The following is a 15,434-nucleotide window of genomic DNA, read 5'->3' on the forward strand; positions in this document are numbered from 1 at the left end:
GTCGGGATTGATGTCACGCGTTCAGCCAGGGCAGCTTGTCCAGATCGACGTTGCCCCCTGTTATGATCAGGCCGACACGCTTGCCTTTGAATGCGTCCGGGTTCTTCAAGATTGTGGCCAGCGGAACGGCTGAGGATGGTTCCATCACGATCCGCAGGTGTTTCCACGTCAGCTTCATCGCATCGACGATTTCTTGTTCCGAGGCCGTGTAGATCTCGGAGACGTGGTTCGACACGAAGTGCCAGGTGAGGTCTTTCAGCGGAACCAGCAGACCGTCGGCAATTGTCTTTGGCGCATCATCGGCGATGATGTGACCTGCTTTAAAGCTGCGATAGGCATCGTCGGCCTGTTCGGGCTCAGCTGCGATAATCGCGGTTTCCGGGGCTAATGTGGAAAGGGTCAGGCAGGTGCCGGACACCATGCCGCCGCCGCCGATGGGAGCAACCACCGCATCCAGGCCGTCGGTCTGCTCGATGAACTCACGCGAACATGTGCCCTGTCCTGCGATTACACGTGGATCGTTATAGGGATGGACAAAATCCCCACCCGTGGCTGCCTGGACCTCGGCAAAAGTGGCTTCGCGCGACGAAGTGGAGGGCTCACATTCCGTGATCTTACCGCCATAGCGCCGAACTGTGTCTTTCTTTGCCTGCGGTGCCGTGCGCGGCATGACCACGTTACATGGGATGCCCCGCTTCATCGCTGCATAGGACAGGCATGAGGCGTGGTTGCCCGAAGAATGCGTCGCAACACCCTTCTTTGCCTGCTCTGCGTTAAGGCCGAACACCGCGTTTGTGGCACCGCGCACTTTGAAGGCACCTGGTTCCTGAAAGTTCTCACATTTGAAGAACAGTTGCGCCCCGGTCAGCTCGTTAAGATAATCCGAAGTCCGAACCGGGGTACGGCGGATAAAAGGTTCAATCCGATCATGCGCCGCAAGCATGTCCTCATAGGTTGGGATGTACATAGTGCAATCCTTCATCACGCGGCGTCCTTTTGAACGGCAGCTGGATGACCGCGATAGTATTCCTGCGCAGCGGCCACACCGGAGCCGAGTTGAATATTCAGACCCAGATCGGCCATGCACATCTCGGCGGTGGCAATCCCGGACAGAGCCATGACGTCCGTCAGGCTTCCAAGATGTCCGATCCGGAACACCTTGCCAGCGACTTCGCCGAGTCCCACACCGAAAGCAACGCCGTACTTTTCTGCTGCGTGCGTAACGATATCGGTCGCATTGAAACCGCCCGGGGTGCGGATCGCGCTTACCGTGTCAGAATACGCCGACTGGTCGGCCGCGCAAAGCTCCAGCCCCCAGGCACCAACGGCGGCGCGTACCCCTTCGGCAATCCGATGATGCCGGGCAAAGACGTTTTCCAGGCCTTCGTTCAACAGCATATCACAGGCTTGGTTGAGGCCGTTCATCAAGCCAACAGCAGGCGTGTAGGGGTAGGCGTTGTTTGCGTAGCCCTTCGCCATGTCGTGCACATCAAAGAAGGTGCGGGGCAGGGTGCCCGTCTTGGTTGCCTCCATTGCCTTTTGGCTAAAGCCGACGATGGCCAGACCCGCAGTCAACATGAACCCCTTTTGTGAACCTGTAACGGCGACGTCGACGCCCCATTCGTCAAAGCGAAAATCCATAGATGCGATAGACGATACGCCGTCAACAAACAGAAGGGCCGGGTGCTGTGCTGCATCCAGTGCCTTGCGAACGGCAGCAATATCAGACTTCACGCCAGTTGCCGTCTCGTTATGCGTGGCAAGAACAACTTTGATTTCATGGTTTGTGTCGGCGGTCAGAATCTCTTCGTAACGATCGGCTGGCAGCCCTTCGCCCCAAGGGGTTTCGACGATTTCGACATTCAGACCGTGGCGCTGGCACATGTCGATCCAGCGGTGGCTGAACATGCCATTGCGCGCCGCCAGAACCTTGTCACCGGCGGACAGAGTGTTGGTCAGTGCGGTTTCCCAACCGCCGGTCCCGGTCGAAGGGAAGATGAAAATCTCGGCGCTGTCGCTTTTCAGAATTTTCTGAACACGCGCACGCGCAGGGTGCAGAATCTGCCCGAACAGCGGCGAGCGGTGGTCGATCGTGGGCATATCGCAGGCCTTGCGCAGGCTTTCAGGGATATTGGTCGGGCCCGGGATGAAAACGGGATTTTGAAAGCTCATGGATGGTCTCCTTCCGTCGTTGACCACACAATAGGTTCCAGTCGCTTAGTCGGATATATTTTTGAAATTGCCTTTCAAAAAACGAAGGTTGCTTTTTATTTTATATTTGTCAGTGGTTTGTATTTTTCATATGGTGAATTCTTCTTTCACAAATGATTGGAGGGTTTTTATGGATTCTCAAGAAAATACACCCGGAGCCCGCCGAAAAGCCCGTGGAAGACCACGGGGATGGGATGACAAGACCGCGCAAAATACGATCAAATCCCTCGACCGGGCGATGGAAGTTTTTGAGTATTTGAGCGAGGCGCAAGGTAAGGCGTTAACCGCGCTGTCCGATGAAATGGGCCAGTCGCCGGCCACGGTTTACCGTATACTCGTGACACTTGAGGGCAGGGGGCTCGTCGAATTTGATCACGATGAGCAAGTCTGGCACATAGGTCCACGTGCGTTTGTCATTGGCTCTCGCTTCCTACGCCGCACCAGCCTTGTGGATCGGGCCAGACCGGTGATGCGAAAGCTCATGGAGGCCACTGGCGAAACCGCCAATCTAGGGGTGGAAAAAGAAGGTTCGGTGCTGTTCCTGAGTCAGGTGGAAACCCACGCCAGCATCCGCGCGTTTTTTCCACCCGGTACGTTGTCGCCCATGCACGCATCGGGAATTGGGAAATCTCTGTTGGCATTTATGGATGAGGACAGGTTGGACCGCCTGTTGGCCAATGTTGAGCTACAGGCATTTACTGATTGGTCGATTACCAATCCGGCGGTGTTGAAAGAGGACCTAGCCATAGTCAGGGCGCGGGGCTTCTCAGTCGACAATGAAGAAAAGAACGCGGGCATGCGATGCATTGCGGCGCCGGTTTTCGATATCAACAGAGAAGCGGTTGCAGGAATTTCAGTGTCCGGACCGACAAGCCGGGTCAGCGAGGCTGAAATTGAAAGGCTAAGCCGCCCTGTCATGGAGGCGGCTCATCAATTGACGCTTGCTATCGGTGGAACGGTTTCTCAGCCGCAATCCTGAGACGCCCGTGTTGTGGCTAGGCAGCGGGTCCCGGTCGCAGCGCCATATGCCGGTTTACGTCCTTGTAAAGCAGGTAGCGGAACTTGCCCGGACCACCAGCATAACATGCTTGGGGGCAGAACGCGCGCAACCACATGTAATCGCCCGCCTCCACTTCGACCCAGTCATTGTTCAACCGGTAAACTGCCTTTCCTTCCAGAACATAGAGACCGTGCTCCATAACGTGGGTTTCAAGAAAGGGGATGACCGCGCCGGGCTCAAACGTCACCACGGTGACATGCATGTCATGGCGCAAATCGCTTGGGTCGACAAATCGCGTTGTGGCCCACTTTCCATCCGTCCCGGGCATAGGCGTCGGCTCAATGTCGTTTTCGTTTAGGACAAGTATGTCAGGGCTGTCGAGGCCTTCGACGGCTTCATAAGCCTTTCGAATCCAATGGAAACGCAGGGTTTCATCCCCTTGATTTCGCAGGGTCCAATCACTTTCTAGGGGCAGGTAGGCGTAACCTCCGGGCGTCAGTTCATAGGTCGTGCCCTCGGCGACTAAGGTCGCTGTACCCTCGACCACAAACAAAACGCCTTCGGCCTCGGGATCGGTCTCGGGCCGATCAGAGCCACCACCGGGCTGAACCTCCATTATGTATTGCGAAAAGGTTTCAGCAAAGCCGCTCAAAGGACGTGAAATCACCCACAAACGTGTATCTTCCCAAAACGGCAGGAAACTGGTCACAATATCCCGCATCGTACCCTTCGGGATAACGGCATAAGCGTCAGTAAAAACAGCTCGGTCAGTCAACAATTGCTCTTGCCCGGGATGTCCGCCGATTGGTGCGAAATACTTGTTGCTCATGTATGCTCCTGAAGAAATACTAGTCCCTCAAAAATATGCGCCGGGCGGATTGTGTGGACCACCCGTAAAAATGTAACAGCTCTATTCGAAAAGTTTTGAAAAATCCGCAGAATAAAACCAATGGAATTACTCTATGCGTCCAACTTGCAATCGGACGGGCGACATAATGCGTGGGCAAAGTCTGAGCGATACCTGATCCGTGATTCCTAATGCCAATCAGGATAGGGTGGTTGGCGCATTTCCTTCATCATTTTTTCGCGGATGCATTCGCCCCGGTGTTTTGCCATCCGAGTCAATTACGAAGCGTTGCATTGAGAAGGTCGCGGATTATTTTCGATGCATGAACTTGGATCGCTAGGATGTTGCGTTTCCCGGGCGACTATCTTCAGACGCGCCGCTCGGAGTTCTCCGCAGTTCCATTTTGCCACGGTGATGAGGGATCACGGAACCGGCTGGGAGTTTCCTTTGGGCAATGACCGGCATCTTCGCCATGTCGGTCACTTATCGCTTGGCCACGTTTCCGCAGATGCTTCGATAACAAACTTCCCAATTTTCCCGCCAGTTCAGGGTTAACTGAGCCAATGATGATTATGTAAATGCACTGGGTGTCGGTGCGTCTGTCGGAGTCTATCCAGATGCAGGATTTGGCAACAGCGGTTTATTCCAATAGTTCAGTCCGGAAGATATCCGCGCAATGCATGAAACCAATGTCTTTGGACCGATGAACGTCATGCGATCGGCACTGCCGGACATGCGGGCGGCGGGGTCATCGTTAGTGTAACCTCGGTGGCTGGCCATCTCGGTTTGCCCGGCAATTCGGTCTACTCCTCCAACAAGCTCGCTCTGATCGGTTTGACGGAAGCCATGGCGCAGGAACACGGCCCTCTTGACGTCAGAGTTTTCGATGTAGCGCCCGGCGCTTGTACGACGAACGGCCTCGATGAGGCGGTAGACAAACGTCTGGACAGCGGGGCTCCGCAACTGGTGGCATTCTCTCAAAAGTTGCGGGCGCAAACAGGTGCTTTAGCTGCGCAAGTGCCCAATGAACGGGGTGCGCTTGCCGATCCTCAAGAAGCGGCGGATCACATGTTTGCTTGCGCGATAGAGGGTCACCCAATCCACAACCCCAGCGGTTCTGACGCAGAAATGTTGACGAATTTGTCGGATCAACAAAACCGCCAAGGCATTATCGACCAACTGTCCGCCATGCTGTTTCCCGCAGCCTGATCAATAAACTGGAGAAACCGATGTTTGGAACAATGATATCCAATATGAGGTCAAGTCGAGCCCATCACCCTTGTTCGACAGGCCCGAAGTTCACGGGCTGGATTACGAAAACGTAGAATTCAAAACCCGAGACGGCGTAGCGTTGCGCCGGTGGTTGATAAATGGCGGAAGCGACAAGGTAATAGCGCAAACCCAATTCGTCATGCAGCGCAATCGTGGCGGCGGGACTCCCAAGGGGAATGGTCCGATCACGCCATGGAAGCAGGACATCCAATTTTTGCGTCAGGCAAATACCTGGTGGATCGGGGTTTCTCTGTTCTGATGTATGAAATGCGCGGTCATGGCGAGAGTGATCTTGGTCCGATCCCTTGGGTTAGTTGGGGCCCAGAGGAGACAAAGGGCGTTATAGCCACCGTGGACTTTGTAACCGGTCGTTTCCCCGATGCTTAGATAGGGCTGTTGAGAATCTGCATGGGCGCGGCTTCGAAAACGCATGCGTACGGTTGCGACAACAGCTTGGTCAGCCGCCCGAAAATCTAAGCCATTGTCGCTGTTCAACCCTTGCTTTACACCTGCTTCGTCGTGGCACTCGGCATGCTCGGGTTCATAGCGCGGGCTGGTGAAAAAATCAGTGAAAGGCGGCTTGGCTTCGACATGGGCGCGCCGAATTTCATAGACGACACCCCCAAAATCTCTGTTTCAACGTTGGTCGTTCAGAACAGGAGTGACCCGTGGACAAAGATCGGCATGGTGGAAGATTTCTTCCAAGCATTGAGCGTCGAGAAGGAGTTGAAACTGCTCGACCTCGAAAAAAAACCGTTTTGCTGCTTACGGCTATGTTGGGAGCCACCCCGATGAGGTTATTGGCTGGTCCGACAGATTCATGTGATGTTCTGAACCACCTTGAAATGGGGATTGCCCCTGCTTAGCTTCGTGACCGCCGCGGGCGTACTCTCGCAGAGAGCTTCGTCAAAAAAGGTGGCGTTTCGGGCATAGAGCGGTATTCGGCAAGTAGGGCCATCTCGGTGGTATTCGTTGCAGTCCAAAGCAATGGCACCTCCGAAGCCGGTAGATGTCCGGTCCCGTGAAGTGGTGCAGCGGCTACACCAGTGTTTGTTGCCGGGTTCAAAGGCATCAGCGACTTTGCCGTCAATACGCTGCGTGAATACGGCGAGGGGCGCGATTTCAACGGATCTTTTCGACCATGAAATCGATCATGGCACGCGTTTTTGCCGGCAGGTTTTCTCGGCTGGCATAGATCACATGAACGCCAAGCTGTGGCTTTTCGAACGCTGTGAGTACGGGAACAAGTGTTCCGGCGTCCAGTTCGGCCCGACATGAAATTTCCGGCTATCGGGTGATCCCGCGACCCGCAAGGGTAAGCGCTTTTTCGGTATGTGCGTCGTCGCACCGCACCCGAGTGTTCATGGAGCACCTGTTCAAGGTTAATCCTGACTCGACATGGTAATCCTCAGTGGGTCAGGGGCTTCGGCACCTGACCTTCTTTGCTGCGTTCAGGGTCATCTACGCTCATCCAAACTAAAAACCTTCTCTATTCCGCCCCGCCACCTGCGCTACCACGACGTACGTCGCAATCGAATGGCTGGCGGTTTTTGGAGGCCGAATAACTTGATTTCGCAGGCAGGAAACACCCCTAATTTCATGCTGTTGGAACGAAGAAACGATCGTAAAGCGATAGGGTTAGTCGCCAGGGCACCTTCGTTAAAAGGGTGCCAAGCAAGATCGTCACCGACAAGAGTGGCGCGAGTACGGCAGGTATCCGAGAGGTCAGCCTCGACAACTGATGTATGCGGAAGCTTAGTTTTGCCGACCGGAATGACTAACTTCGCGACACTTTCCAGAACACAACTTCAATCAATCACCCATTCGTGGAAACCGAGTTATCCGGAAACGTTTTGTCTGCGGTCTTCTACTGTCGAAACCAGTTATTATCAGCTATTCAAAAATCCAAGCCGACATCAACAGAGCGGTATGAATGGGTCAACGCTCCGGAAGATATGTAGTCTACTCCGGTCGCGGCGATGGCCGCAACAGTGTCATGACTGACATTGCCAGAGGCTTCGGTCACCAATTGGCCATCTGCCATCGCTACTGCCTCTTTCAGGTTTTCCGGGGACATATTGTCCAGCAAAACAACGTCCGCCCCTCCCACCTCAAGCACTTCGGCCAATTGATCCAAATTATCCACTTCGATTTCGATCTTCATCATATGAGAAGCGCGCGCCTTAGCAGTTTCCAGAACCGCGCGTACCCCGCCAGCGGCGGCAATGTGGTTGTCCTTGATCAGGATCGCATCTGAAAGTGAAAAGCGGTGGTTGAATCCGCCGCCATGCAGAACGGCTTGTTTTTCCACAATGCGGAGTCCGGGGGTTGTCTTGCGTGTGCAGGTTATACGCGCCTTGGTTCCCTTTGTTTCGGCGACCAACGCTGCGGTTAGCGTGGCGACCCCTGCAAGTCGTCCAACAAAGTTCAAAGCTACCCGTTCAGCAGACAGGATCGAGGCTGCGCTGCCCCGGATTTCCATCAGCGTGTCCCCTTTCGCACAATGCTGGCTATCACGGAAATGGGTGATGATATCCAGCTTGGGGTCGACCAGACGAAAGGCCAGCTCTGCCACTTGCATACCCGAGATCACAGCGTCTTCGCGCGCGTTCAGTCGAGCGCTGTAGGTCGCCGCAGCAGGGATAACGGTCAGTGTGGTTATGTCTCCGTTGGCCCCCAGATCCTCCATCAGCGCTGACCGGACGAGCGGTTCAAGGATCAAGTCGGGCAGTGCCGGATAAATCATGTGGCGTCCTTTGCGATACGGTCTCTTAGCGCCATAGCCTCGCTCAGCGTCAGGATAGCGCGTTGGCTAGGGCCGGGGGTGGTTTCAGGAAAGTCAGATCGGTAATGCGCACCGCGGCTTTCCTCGCGGATCAGAGCGGCGGCGGTTATCAGGGTGGCCGTTGCCGTCATATTTAGGAAAATTTCCGACTCCGCGTGATGTGCCTCGAGCGTTGCGATATCGGCAAGGGCGCTTTCCAAACCGGCCCGCTCGCGTACTACGCCCACATTTGCGGTCATGGTTCGGCGCAAGGCGGACACGGCGTTTTCATCAGAAATCTTTTTACCGGGGGTGAAACGGATATCGACCGGCGGTGTATTTTCTGCAGGTACAACCTCTGCAATATCCCGAGCGCAGGCACGGGCAAAGACCAGAGCCTCAAGTAGTCCGTTGGAGGCCAGACGGTTGGCGCCATGTAAACCGGTGCAGGCAGCCTCACCGCAAACCCAAAGCCCGGCCAAAGAACTACGGCCGGCCATATCCGTTGCCACTCCGCCCATATGGTAATGCGCCGATGCCGTTACCGGGATGGTTTCAGAAACCGGATCAACGCCATTGCGAGTGCAGGCGTCGGTAACAGAAGGGAATTGGGTCGCAATCTCGGACCCGATAGCCGCTCGTGTGTCGAGCGCAGGGCGTAACCCGGACTGCGCGTGCAGATAAACAGCGCGGGCGACAATGTCGCGTGGGGCCAGTTCACCATCGGGATGAATATTGGCCATGAATCGATGGCCGGTCTTGTCAATCAGGGCTGCACCTTCCCCGCGCAGCGCCTCGGTTGCCAATGGCGTTGGATCTTCTCCCACGTCGATTGCTGTGGGATGAAACTGCACGAACTCCGCATCGGCGATACGCGCGCCGGCCCGGGCCGCCATCCCGATCCCCTGTCCCCGGATGCGCGCGGGGTTGGTGGTCTGCTCATACAAGCCCGATGAGCCGCCCGTCGCCAGAACATGCGCAGTTCCACGTAACAAAACCGGTTGCGCATCAGGCGCGTCGACGCTGGTCAGGAAAACCCCTGTAACTTGCGTGCCGTCACTTTCCAATGCAACAGCCTGCGCGGCCTCAACCACCTGAACAGAAGGCGTCCGGCGCAATTCCGCAATCAGCGCCCGCATGATTTCAGCCCCGGCCTGATCGCCCTTGACGCGTACCACACGGGCAGCGGAGTGGGCGGCTTCGCGCGATTGAACAAAGCTTCCATCAGCCTTGCGATCAAAGCTGGTGCCAAGGTCTGACAGGTCCAGAACACGCTCGCGCGCCGCGCGGGTCACGAATTCTGCCACTCCGCGCAAAACGGCCCCGGATCCAGCCCGCACCGTATCATCTGCATGGGCCTGGGCGCTGTCGGTTGGCGCCATGGCAGCCGCCACACCGCCCTGAGCCCAGGCAGAACTGGCCCCGGTTCCCAAAGGTTCCGGTGAGATCATGACAACCGGTCGCGGTGCTAGTTTCAACGCCGCATAAACCGCAGCTAAACCGGCGCCGATGATGACCACGCGATTTGTGGTTATCTGTTGCATTGAGACGATCAGATACCCAGTTGCCGCGACAGGTCTATCATGCGCTGCACGGACTGCCGCGCTTTGGCTGCAACGTCGGCGTCAACCTCAACCTGACCGGTCATGGTGTCGAGCGCAAACAGCACCTTTTCCAAAGTAATTTTCTTCATGTACGGGCACATATTGCAGGGGCCGACGAATTCGACCTCGGGCAGTTCATCGGCAATATTCGACGCCATCGAGCATTCGGTAATGAGCAATGCCTTTTCGGGTTTTTCGTCGGTGACGTATTTGATGATGCCGCTGGTTGATCCGGAAAAATCGGATTCCGCCACAACGTCCGGTGGGCATTCCGGATGCGCGATCAGGCGTGTCCCGGGATTCCATTCGCGAAAATCACGCAGATCACTGGCGCTGTATTGTTCGTGGACGATGCAGGACCCTTCCCACCAGACAACATTCTTTTGTGGCACATCGCGCGCAACATTCTGCGCCAGATACTGGTCGGGGGTCATGATCACAGTGTGGTTGTCCTGGGCCGCAACGATCTGAGCTGCGTTGGATGACGTACAACAGATGTCCGACGCCGCTTTAACTTCTGCAGTGGTGTTCACATAAGATACAACCGGAGCTCCGGGATACCGAGCACGCATTTCTTCGATGCCTTCTGCAGTAATCGATTCCGCCAGCGAGCACCCCGCCTCCATGTCCGGCATCAGCACAGTTTTACCCGGGCTGAGAATTTTGGACGTTTCGGCCATGAAATGCACGCCACATTGCACGATAACATCTGCCTCGACCTCGGTCGCCTTGATGGCAAGCTGCAGGCTGTCCCCGCCAAAATCCGAAATGCCATGGTAGATCTCTGGTGTCATGTAGTTGTGACCCAAAATGACCGCATTTCGTTTGGCCTTGAGATCATTGATTGCCTTCACGTATGGCGCATAGATTGCCCAATCGACAGGCGATACCACACGCGACATCCGGTCATAGATATCGTTCATGCTGGCGGCCAGCTGGGGCGATGGGGTCAGATCATACTTTTCGGAGAGATGCGCGCGCTGCGCGGGTAGGTCGAACACGGGTCTGATTTCTGCCTAGCTTACTTGTGGTGCCTTCAGTAACGAATTCAATTTAAATTGAACACCAGTCAATAAAGGAAAATGTGCCAAATTTCGCCGCAGTTGCAGAACTAATTGACTGGAATCGCCAACTTGCCGCTTCGATAGATGCATTGTGGTGCGGCAGGCATGATCGAAAGATCCGAGGCACCCTGACCTATAGGCTTTCGTTACCGTCGAACGATCATGGCGTAGTTGTTTGGGCCGATCACCGCTTCACTCGGGCGATCGTCTCGGACAAGGCACACAGCTACGCCAAGGTGGTTGGCGAGATGAGTTGTCGGCTTGGGTCTGCAGATGCGAGCCGACATATCGAAAGGTGCTTGGTAGCTATGCGGAAGCTACAGTGAAGTTAGTGTGATGGTCGACTGCTGTGCAGGCAAAAAGCATTGACTTAGAATAATCCGGAAAAACAGGCGACACACTAAGTCTTGCCTAACGTCAGCTGACAGGTTCAGTTCGATTGTGAGTGCATCATTGGCCGTTGATCAATCGGTTAAAAGGCTTCTGGTGCCGGTGGGCGATACCTTAAAGTACTGCGGGGTCTTTAGGTGCTGTTGTGTTTTCTCAATTGGTTGATCAGGATCTAAGCCTAGCGCAAACGGTCGAAGATCTCAGCGTTGAGCGGATCACCCCTCATCATTTCCGGTCATGACCTTTGGCGTGCCGTATAAGACCTCACTCAATGAAAAGTGCCTCGTCGACACTCCAATTGGTCTGACCAATTCTATGCCATCCGGTGTTGCGGAATCTGCTTCAAAACTGCTGGTTTACGCGCTCCAACGCTGCCTTCAATTGCAGGGCAAATTCACTTGCCAAGGCAGATGGCGGACGGTGCGCCGGTCGCATGATAGAGACGCTTAGAACGACATTGGGGCGGAACGCCCGGAACTCAACGGGCCTCCGCTCGGGTCGCATATTGACGTACCCAGCCGCGGTGATCGGATCGCAGATACAGTAACAAAGGCCTTTTTCCACCAGGGTCAATGCCGGGTGAAACGTGCGGAGTTCAAATCGTTGGTCGAAGCGGGCCTTTTGGCTGGCGAAAGCTCTTTGGGTGGCGATCAGGTTTGGATGTCCGTCTTGCAGCCCGGCCATCGGGCGACCCGACAAATCGCGGGCGTCGATTGTGTCCTGTTGAGTCAGTGGGTCACCCGCCGGGATTGCGCAAACGCATCTCATGTCAAAGTCGATGGTATCAATCGCCGCTGTCGGTTTCGGCGTCTCACCCAATCCGATGTCATATTGCTGAGAGGCCACCCATTCCTCGATCACCGGTGAGGCACGCATCATCAGCGACGCTTTCACATCAGGCTTGTCCAGCAGGAATTCACTCAGAATCTGCGGCATAAGCAGACTGGCGGCGGCTGGCATGCAGGCGATGTTGAGGCGGCCTTTGGTCAGAGCGCCGATCTCGCGCATCGTTCGGGTCGACAATGACAGACGGTCCAGGATCGCCTCGGCCTCGGTGATGAAATACTGCGCTTCTGGCGTGGGGGCCATTTTCCCGCGCTGCCGACGGAACAGGGCGATCTGCAATTCGGCCTCGAGGTTCGCAATCAGTGCACTGACCGCTGGCTGTGTCCGGCCGAGGATTCGGGCGGCATCCGATACCGAACCTGTCCGCATGACCTCGCGAAAGGCCTGTAATTGGCGAAAGCTGAGATTCATGTGCCTTTGTTAATCCATGATTTTTTCGCATTGTATAAAGCAACTCTATTTCATGATCAATTTAATCGTTTTGACTTAATGACATCTGTTCGCAATTTTTCCCGCCACGAATGCACCGCCGGCATTCATTTTGAAGGAGGGGGAAATGACGCGCTTTGCAAGTGTCTTGCTGACAGTCCTGATCTGCCTGGTCGCACTTGGGCAATTCGTGCAGGTGATCACTCGGTACGTGCTGGAAATCCCAGTTATGGGGCTGGAAGAAAGCCTGCTTTATCCAACGCTGTGGCTTTACATGATGGGTGCAGTCAATGCCTCGCGCGAGAACACTCATATCCGGGCAAACGTTCTTGAGATCTTTTTGTCCACCGAGCGTCAGCATCAAGTTCTTGCTGTGATCGGAGAAGTCATCAGCCTGATTGTCGGCATCTGGCTGACCACCTGGGCCTGGGACTTTACGAAATACTCGATGCGCGTCTGGCGCGAAAGCCCGACGCTGTATCTGCCGACCTTTTATGTCGACGTCGCGCTGTTCGTCGGAATGGTCCTGATGATGATCTTTACCGCCTGGCATCTGCTGATGCACCTGCGCGCGCTGTTCATCCCGTCTACCCCCGCCATTGAAGGAGAAGCGCAATGATCGAGATCGCGCTGTTGGCCGTCCTGGTCCTGGTCATCCTGCTGACGCTGGGCGTACCGCTGCCATACTGTTTTGGCGCGGGTCTGATGGTGATGTATTTTGCCGGTGGCGTGGTCATGAAAGGCAACATGCTGTGGGGTTTCCAGCAGCTTGGCAATCCGGTGCTGCTGGCCATTCCGCTGTTTGTTCTGGCCGGGACGATCATGTCCGTCTCGGGCATTGCTGCGAGCCTTCTGAACTTCGTCAATATCTTCATCGGGCACCTGCGCGGCGGTTTGGGTGTGGTCGCCACCGTCTCTTGCGCGCTGATCGGAGCCATCTCAGGTTCGGGCCTGACCGGCGTTGCCGCGATTGGTCCGCTGTTGATCCCCGAAATGGAGAAACAAGGCTATCCTCGCGAATACGCGACGGCGCTGATTGCCAATGCTTCGCTGCTGGGTCTGCTTATTCCCCCCTCGGTCACCATGATCGTCTATGGCTGGGTAACCGATACATCCATTCTGGCCTGCTTCCTTGCTACTTTGGGCCCCGGCCTGCTGATCATGGCGAGTTTCTCGGTTGTCAACATCCGCATGGCTCGCAAATTTCCCCTGCAGTTGAATGAGCCGCCGAAAGGGCAGGCCTTTCTTTCCGAGGCGACCTCGCGCGGTCTTAAGGCCACGCCCGCGTTGTTGATGCCGGTGATCATTCTGGGCGGTATCTATGGCGGCATCATGACGCCGACCGAGGCCGCCGCCGTAGCAGTGATCTATGCGATCCCGGTAGGTTTCCTGATTTACAAAGGGTTGGACATCAAAACCTTCTTTGGTGCGGGCAAAGAGGCTGCGACCTCGGTCGGTGCCATCATGCTGATGATCCTGTTCTCGATGATCCTCAGCCAGATGTTCGTGCTCGAAAGCGTGCCACAGGCCATCGTCAAAGCGATCTTTTCAGTAACAGAAAACAAGGTGCTGCTGCTGATCCTGATCAACATCCTGCTGTTTCTCGTCGGCATGGTCGTGAATGACGTCACCGCAATCATCCTGATCGCGCCGTTGTTGTTGCCGCTGATGCAGGCCATCGGCGTCAGCCCGATCCAGTTTGCCGCGATTATGGGCGTGAACACGGCCATGGGCGGTGTGACACCGCCCTACGCCTCGATCCTGTATCTGGGCGCGCGCATCGGTCAGGTGCCGGTCACCAAGGTGATCCGCCCGGCCATGACCCTGATCCTGCTGGGCTATCTGCCTGTCGTCTTCCTGACCAGCTTCTGGCCGGACCTGTCGATGTGGCTGCCCCGCTTCTTTGGCTACTAAGCCACCCCTTTCATCATTCACGGAGGAGACTTATCCATGATGAACTTTCTGAAATCCACCTGTCTGGCTGCGGCCGTTGTCGCAACTGCGGGCATCGCTGCTGCCGACACGCTGAAAATCAGCCATATCCGGCCTCAGGGCGCGACCATCGACAATGAACTGAGCGCTTTTGCCGAGGAACTGAAAACCGCCACCAACGGCTCGCTGGAGCTGAACCTGTTCCCGGCATCCGCCCTGGGTGATTACACCTCGGTTCAGGAACGGATTTCGGTCGGTGCGATCGACATGGCCGTGCAACCCGCCGCCACAGCGGTTGATCGCCGTATGCAGATCTCGGCTTTCCCCTATGTTGCGGCAAACTGGGACGAGGCGAAAAAGATCTACGGTCCCGGTGGCGCGATCCACACCGCCATGAAGGAACTTTATGCCAAGCAGGATATCACCATGCTGGCAGCTTATCCGGTGTATTTCGGCGGCGTTGCCCTAAACACCGACGCGGTGAACCCGGGCGACCCGACAACCGCAAAGGGGATCAAGGTTCGCGTACCGGGCATCAAGAGCTTCCAGCTGACTGCGGATGCTCTGGGATATATCTCATCGCCGATTCCATTCTCGGAGGCGTTCACTGCCGTGCAAACTGGTGTTGTTGATGGTGTCGTCGGATCGGGCGCCGAGGGCTATTATGCATCCTTCCGCGACGTGACCACGTCCTATGTCCCCGTGAACACGCATTTCGAAGTTTGGTACATGATTATCAACTCGGGCACTCTGGCCGAGCTGGGCGATGAAGACCGCGCGGCCTTGGAAACTGCTGCACTTGCGTTCGAAACCAAGCGCTGGGAAACCGCCGAGGCAGATCAGGGCGCGTTCGAGCAGAAGCTGGCCGACAATGGCGCAACCATTGTGTCACTGACGGACGAAGAGCTTGCCGCCACCGCTGCCCATGTACGTGCTCAGGTCTGGCCGCAGGTCCTTGAGGACGTGGGCCAGGATTGGGGTCAGTCCATCCTCGACAAGATCGGCGAGTAAGCGGTCGGACCCTGATATCGAGCAAGGCGTACTCCTCCCCGCGCCTTGCCCTGCCAGCCCACGG

13 protein-coding genes are annotated in these 15,434 nt (G+C 55.9%); 6 read left to right on the forward strand and 7 right to left on the reverse strand.

Annotated elements, in window-relative coordinates; translation table 11 throughout:
• Positions 1–13 precede the first annotated feature (13 nt).
• A complete protein-coding gene (gene bhcB / locus ACR0J0_RS10645; RefSeq protein WP_480663734.1) occupies positions 14–982 on the reverse strand; it encodes a beta-hydroxyaspartate dehydratase BhcB in 969 nt (322 codons plus the stop codon).
• A complete protein-coding gene (bhcA, locus tag ACR0J0_RS10650) occupies positions 982–2,172 on the reverse strand; it encodes an L-aspartate--glyoxylate aminotransferase BhcA (RefSeq protein ID WP_480663736.1) in 1,191 nt (396 codons plus the stop codon). The genes bhcB and bhcA overlap by 1 nt, the downstream gene beginning before the upstream one ends.
• 169 nt (positions 2,173–2,341) lie before the next feature.
• Between bhcA and bhcR the strand changes: the two genes are divergently transcribed.
• Complete coding sequence (bhcR, locus tag ACR0J0_RS10655) at positions 2,342–3,190, forward strand: HTH-type transcriptional regulator BhcR (RefSeq protein WP_480663876.1); 849 nt, start codon at positions 2,342–2,344, stop codon at positions 3,188–3,190.
• 16 nt (positions 3,191–3,206) lie between these two features.
• Here the strand turns inward: bhcR and ACR0J0_RS10660 are convergent, their stop codons facing one another.
• Positions 3,207–4,040, reverse strand: a complete 834-nt coding sequence (locus ACR0J0_RS10660; RefSeq protein WP_480663738.1) for a bifunctional allantoicase/(S)-ureidoglycine aminohydrolase — start codon at positions 4,038–4,040, stop codon at positions 3,207–3,209.
• Between the two features lie 735 nt (positions 4,041–4,775).
• Here ACR0J0_RS10660 and ACR0J0_RS10665 point away from each other — a divergent pair.
• A complete protein-coding gene (locus ACR0J0_RS10665; protein WP_480663877.1) occupies positions 4,776–5,267 on the forward strand; it encodes an SDR family NAD(P)-dependent oxidoreductase in 492 nt (163 codons plus the stop codon).
• Between the two features lie 594 nt (positions 5,268–5,861).
• Positions 5,862–6,125 carry a hypothetical protein gene (locus ACR0J0_RS10670; RefSeq protein ID WP_480663740.1) on the forward strand — a complete coding sequence of 88 codons (264 nt, stop codon included), beginning with the start codon at positions 5,862–5,864 and terminating at the stop codon, positions 6,123–6,125.
• A gap of 1,102 nt (positions 6,126–7,227) precedes the next feature.
• Here ACR0J0_RS10670 and nadC read toward each other — a convergent pair.
• The 4 genes from nadC to ACR0J0_RS10690 all read right to left on the reverse strand — a co-directional run bounded on the left by nadC (position 7,228) and on the right by ACR0J0_RS10690 (position 12,409).
• The gene (gene nadC, locus ACR0J0_RS10675; RefSeq protein ID WP_480663742.1) at positions 7,228–8,076 is read right to left on the reverse strand and encodes a carboxylating nicotinate-nucleotide diphosphorylase; all 849 of its coding nucleotides are present in this window, start codon (positions 8,074–8,076) and stop codon (positions 7,228–7,230) included.
• Positions 8,073–9,638, reverse strand: a complete 1,566-nt coding sequence (locus ACR0J0_RS10680; RefSeq protein WP_480663744.1) for an L-aspartate oxidase — start codon at positions 9,636–9,638, stop codon at positions 8,073–8,075. The genes nadC and ACR0J0_RS10680 overlap by 4 nt, the downstream gene beginning before the upstream one ends.
• Before the next feature lie 8 nt (positions 9,639–9,646).
• The gene (nadA, locus tag ACR0J0_RS10685) at positions 9,647–10,699 is read right to left on the reverse strand and encodes a quinolinate synthase NadA (protein ID WP_480663746.1); all 1,053 of its coding nucleotides are present in this window, start codon (positions 10,697–10,699) and stop codon (positions 9,647–9,649) included.
• 795 nt (positions 10,700–11,494) lie between these two features.
• Positions 11,495–12,409: a LysR substrate-binding domain-containing protein gene (locus ACR0J0_RS10690; protein ID WP_480663748.1), complete on the reverse strand. Its 915-nt coding sequence runs from the start codon at positions 12,407–12,409 to the stop codon at positions 11,495–11,497.
• 145 nt (positions 12,410–12,554) lie between these two features.
• Between ACR0J0_RS10690 and ACR0J0_RS10695 the strand changes: the two genes are divergently transcribed.
• From ACR0J0_RS10695 to dctP, 3 genes are read left to right on the forward strand one after another with little or no spacing between them, the layout of a single operon-like run.
• Complete coding sequence (locus ACR0J0_RS10695; RefSeq protein WP_480663750.1) at positions 12,555–13,046, forward strand: TRAP transporter small permease; 492 nt, start codon at positions 12,555–12,557, stop codon at positions 13,044–13,046.
• On the forward strand, positions 13,043–14,341 hold the full coding sequence (locus ACR0J0_RS10700) for a TRAP transporter large permease (RefSeq protein WP_480663752.1): 1,299 nt from the start codon (positions 13,043–13,045) through the stop codon (positions 14,339–14,341). The genes ACR0J0_RS10695 and ACR0J0_RS10700 overlap by 4 nt, the downstream gene beginning before the upstream one ends.
• A gap of 36 nt (positions 14,342–14,377) precedes the next feature.
• Positions 14,378–15,370: a TRAP transporter substrate-binding protein DctP gene (gene dctP / locus ACR0J0_RS10705; protein ID WP_480663754.1), complete on the forward strand. Its 993-nt coding sequence runs from the start codon at positions 14,378–14,380 to the stop codon at positions 15,368–15,370.
• Positions 15,371–15,434: the final 64 nt, after the last annotated feature.

The sequence above is a fragment of the Ruegeria sp. BF12 genome, assembly GCF_056538705.1.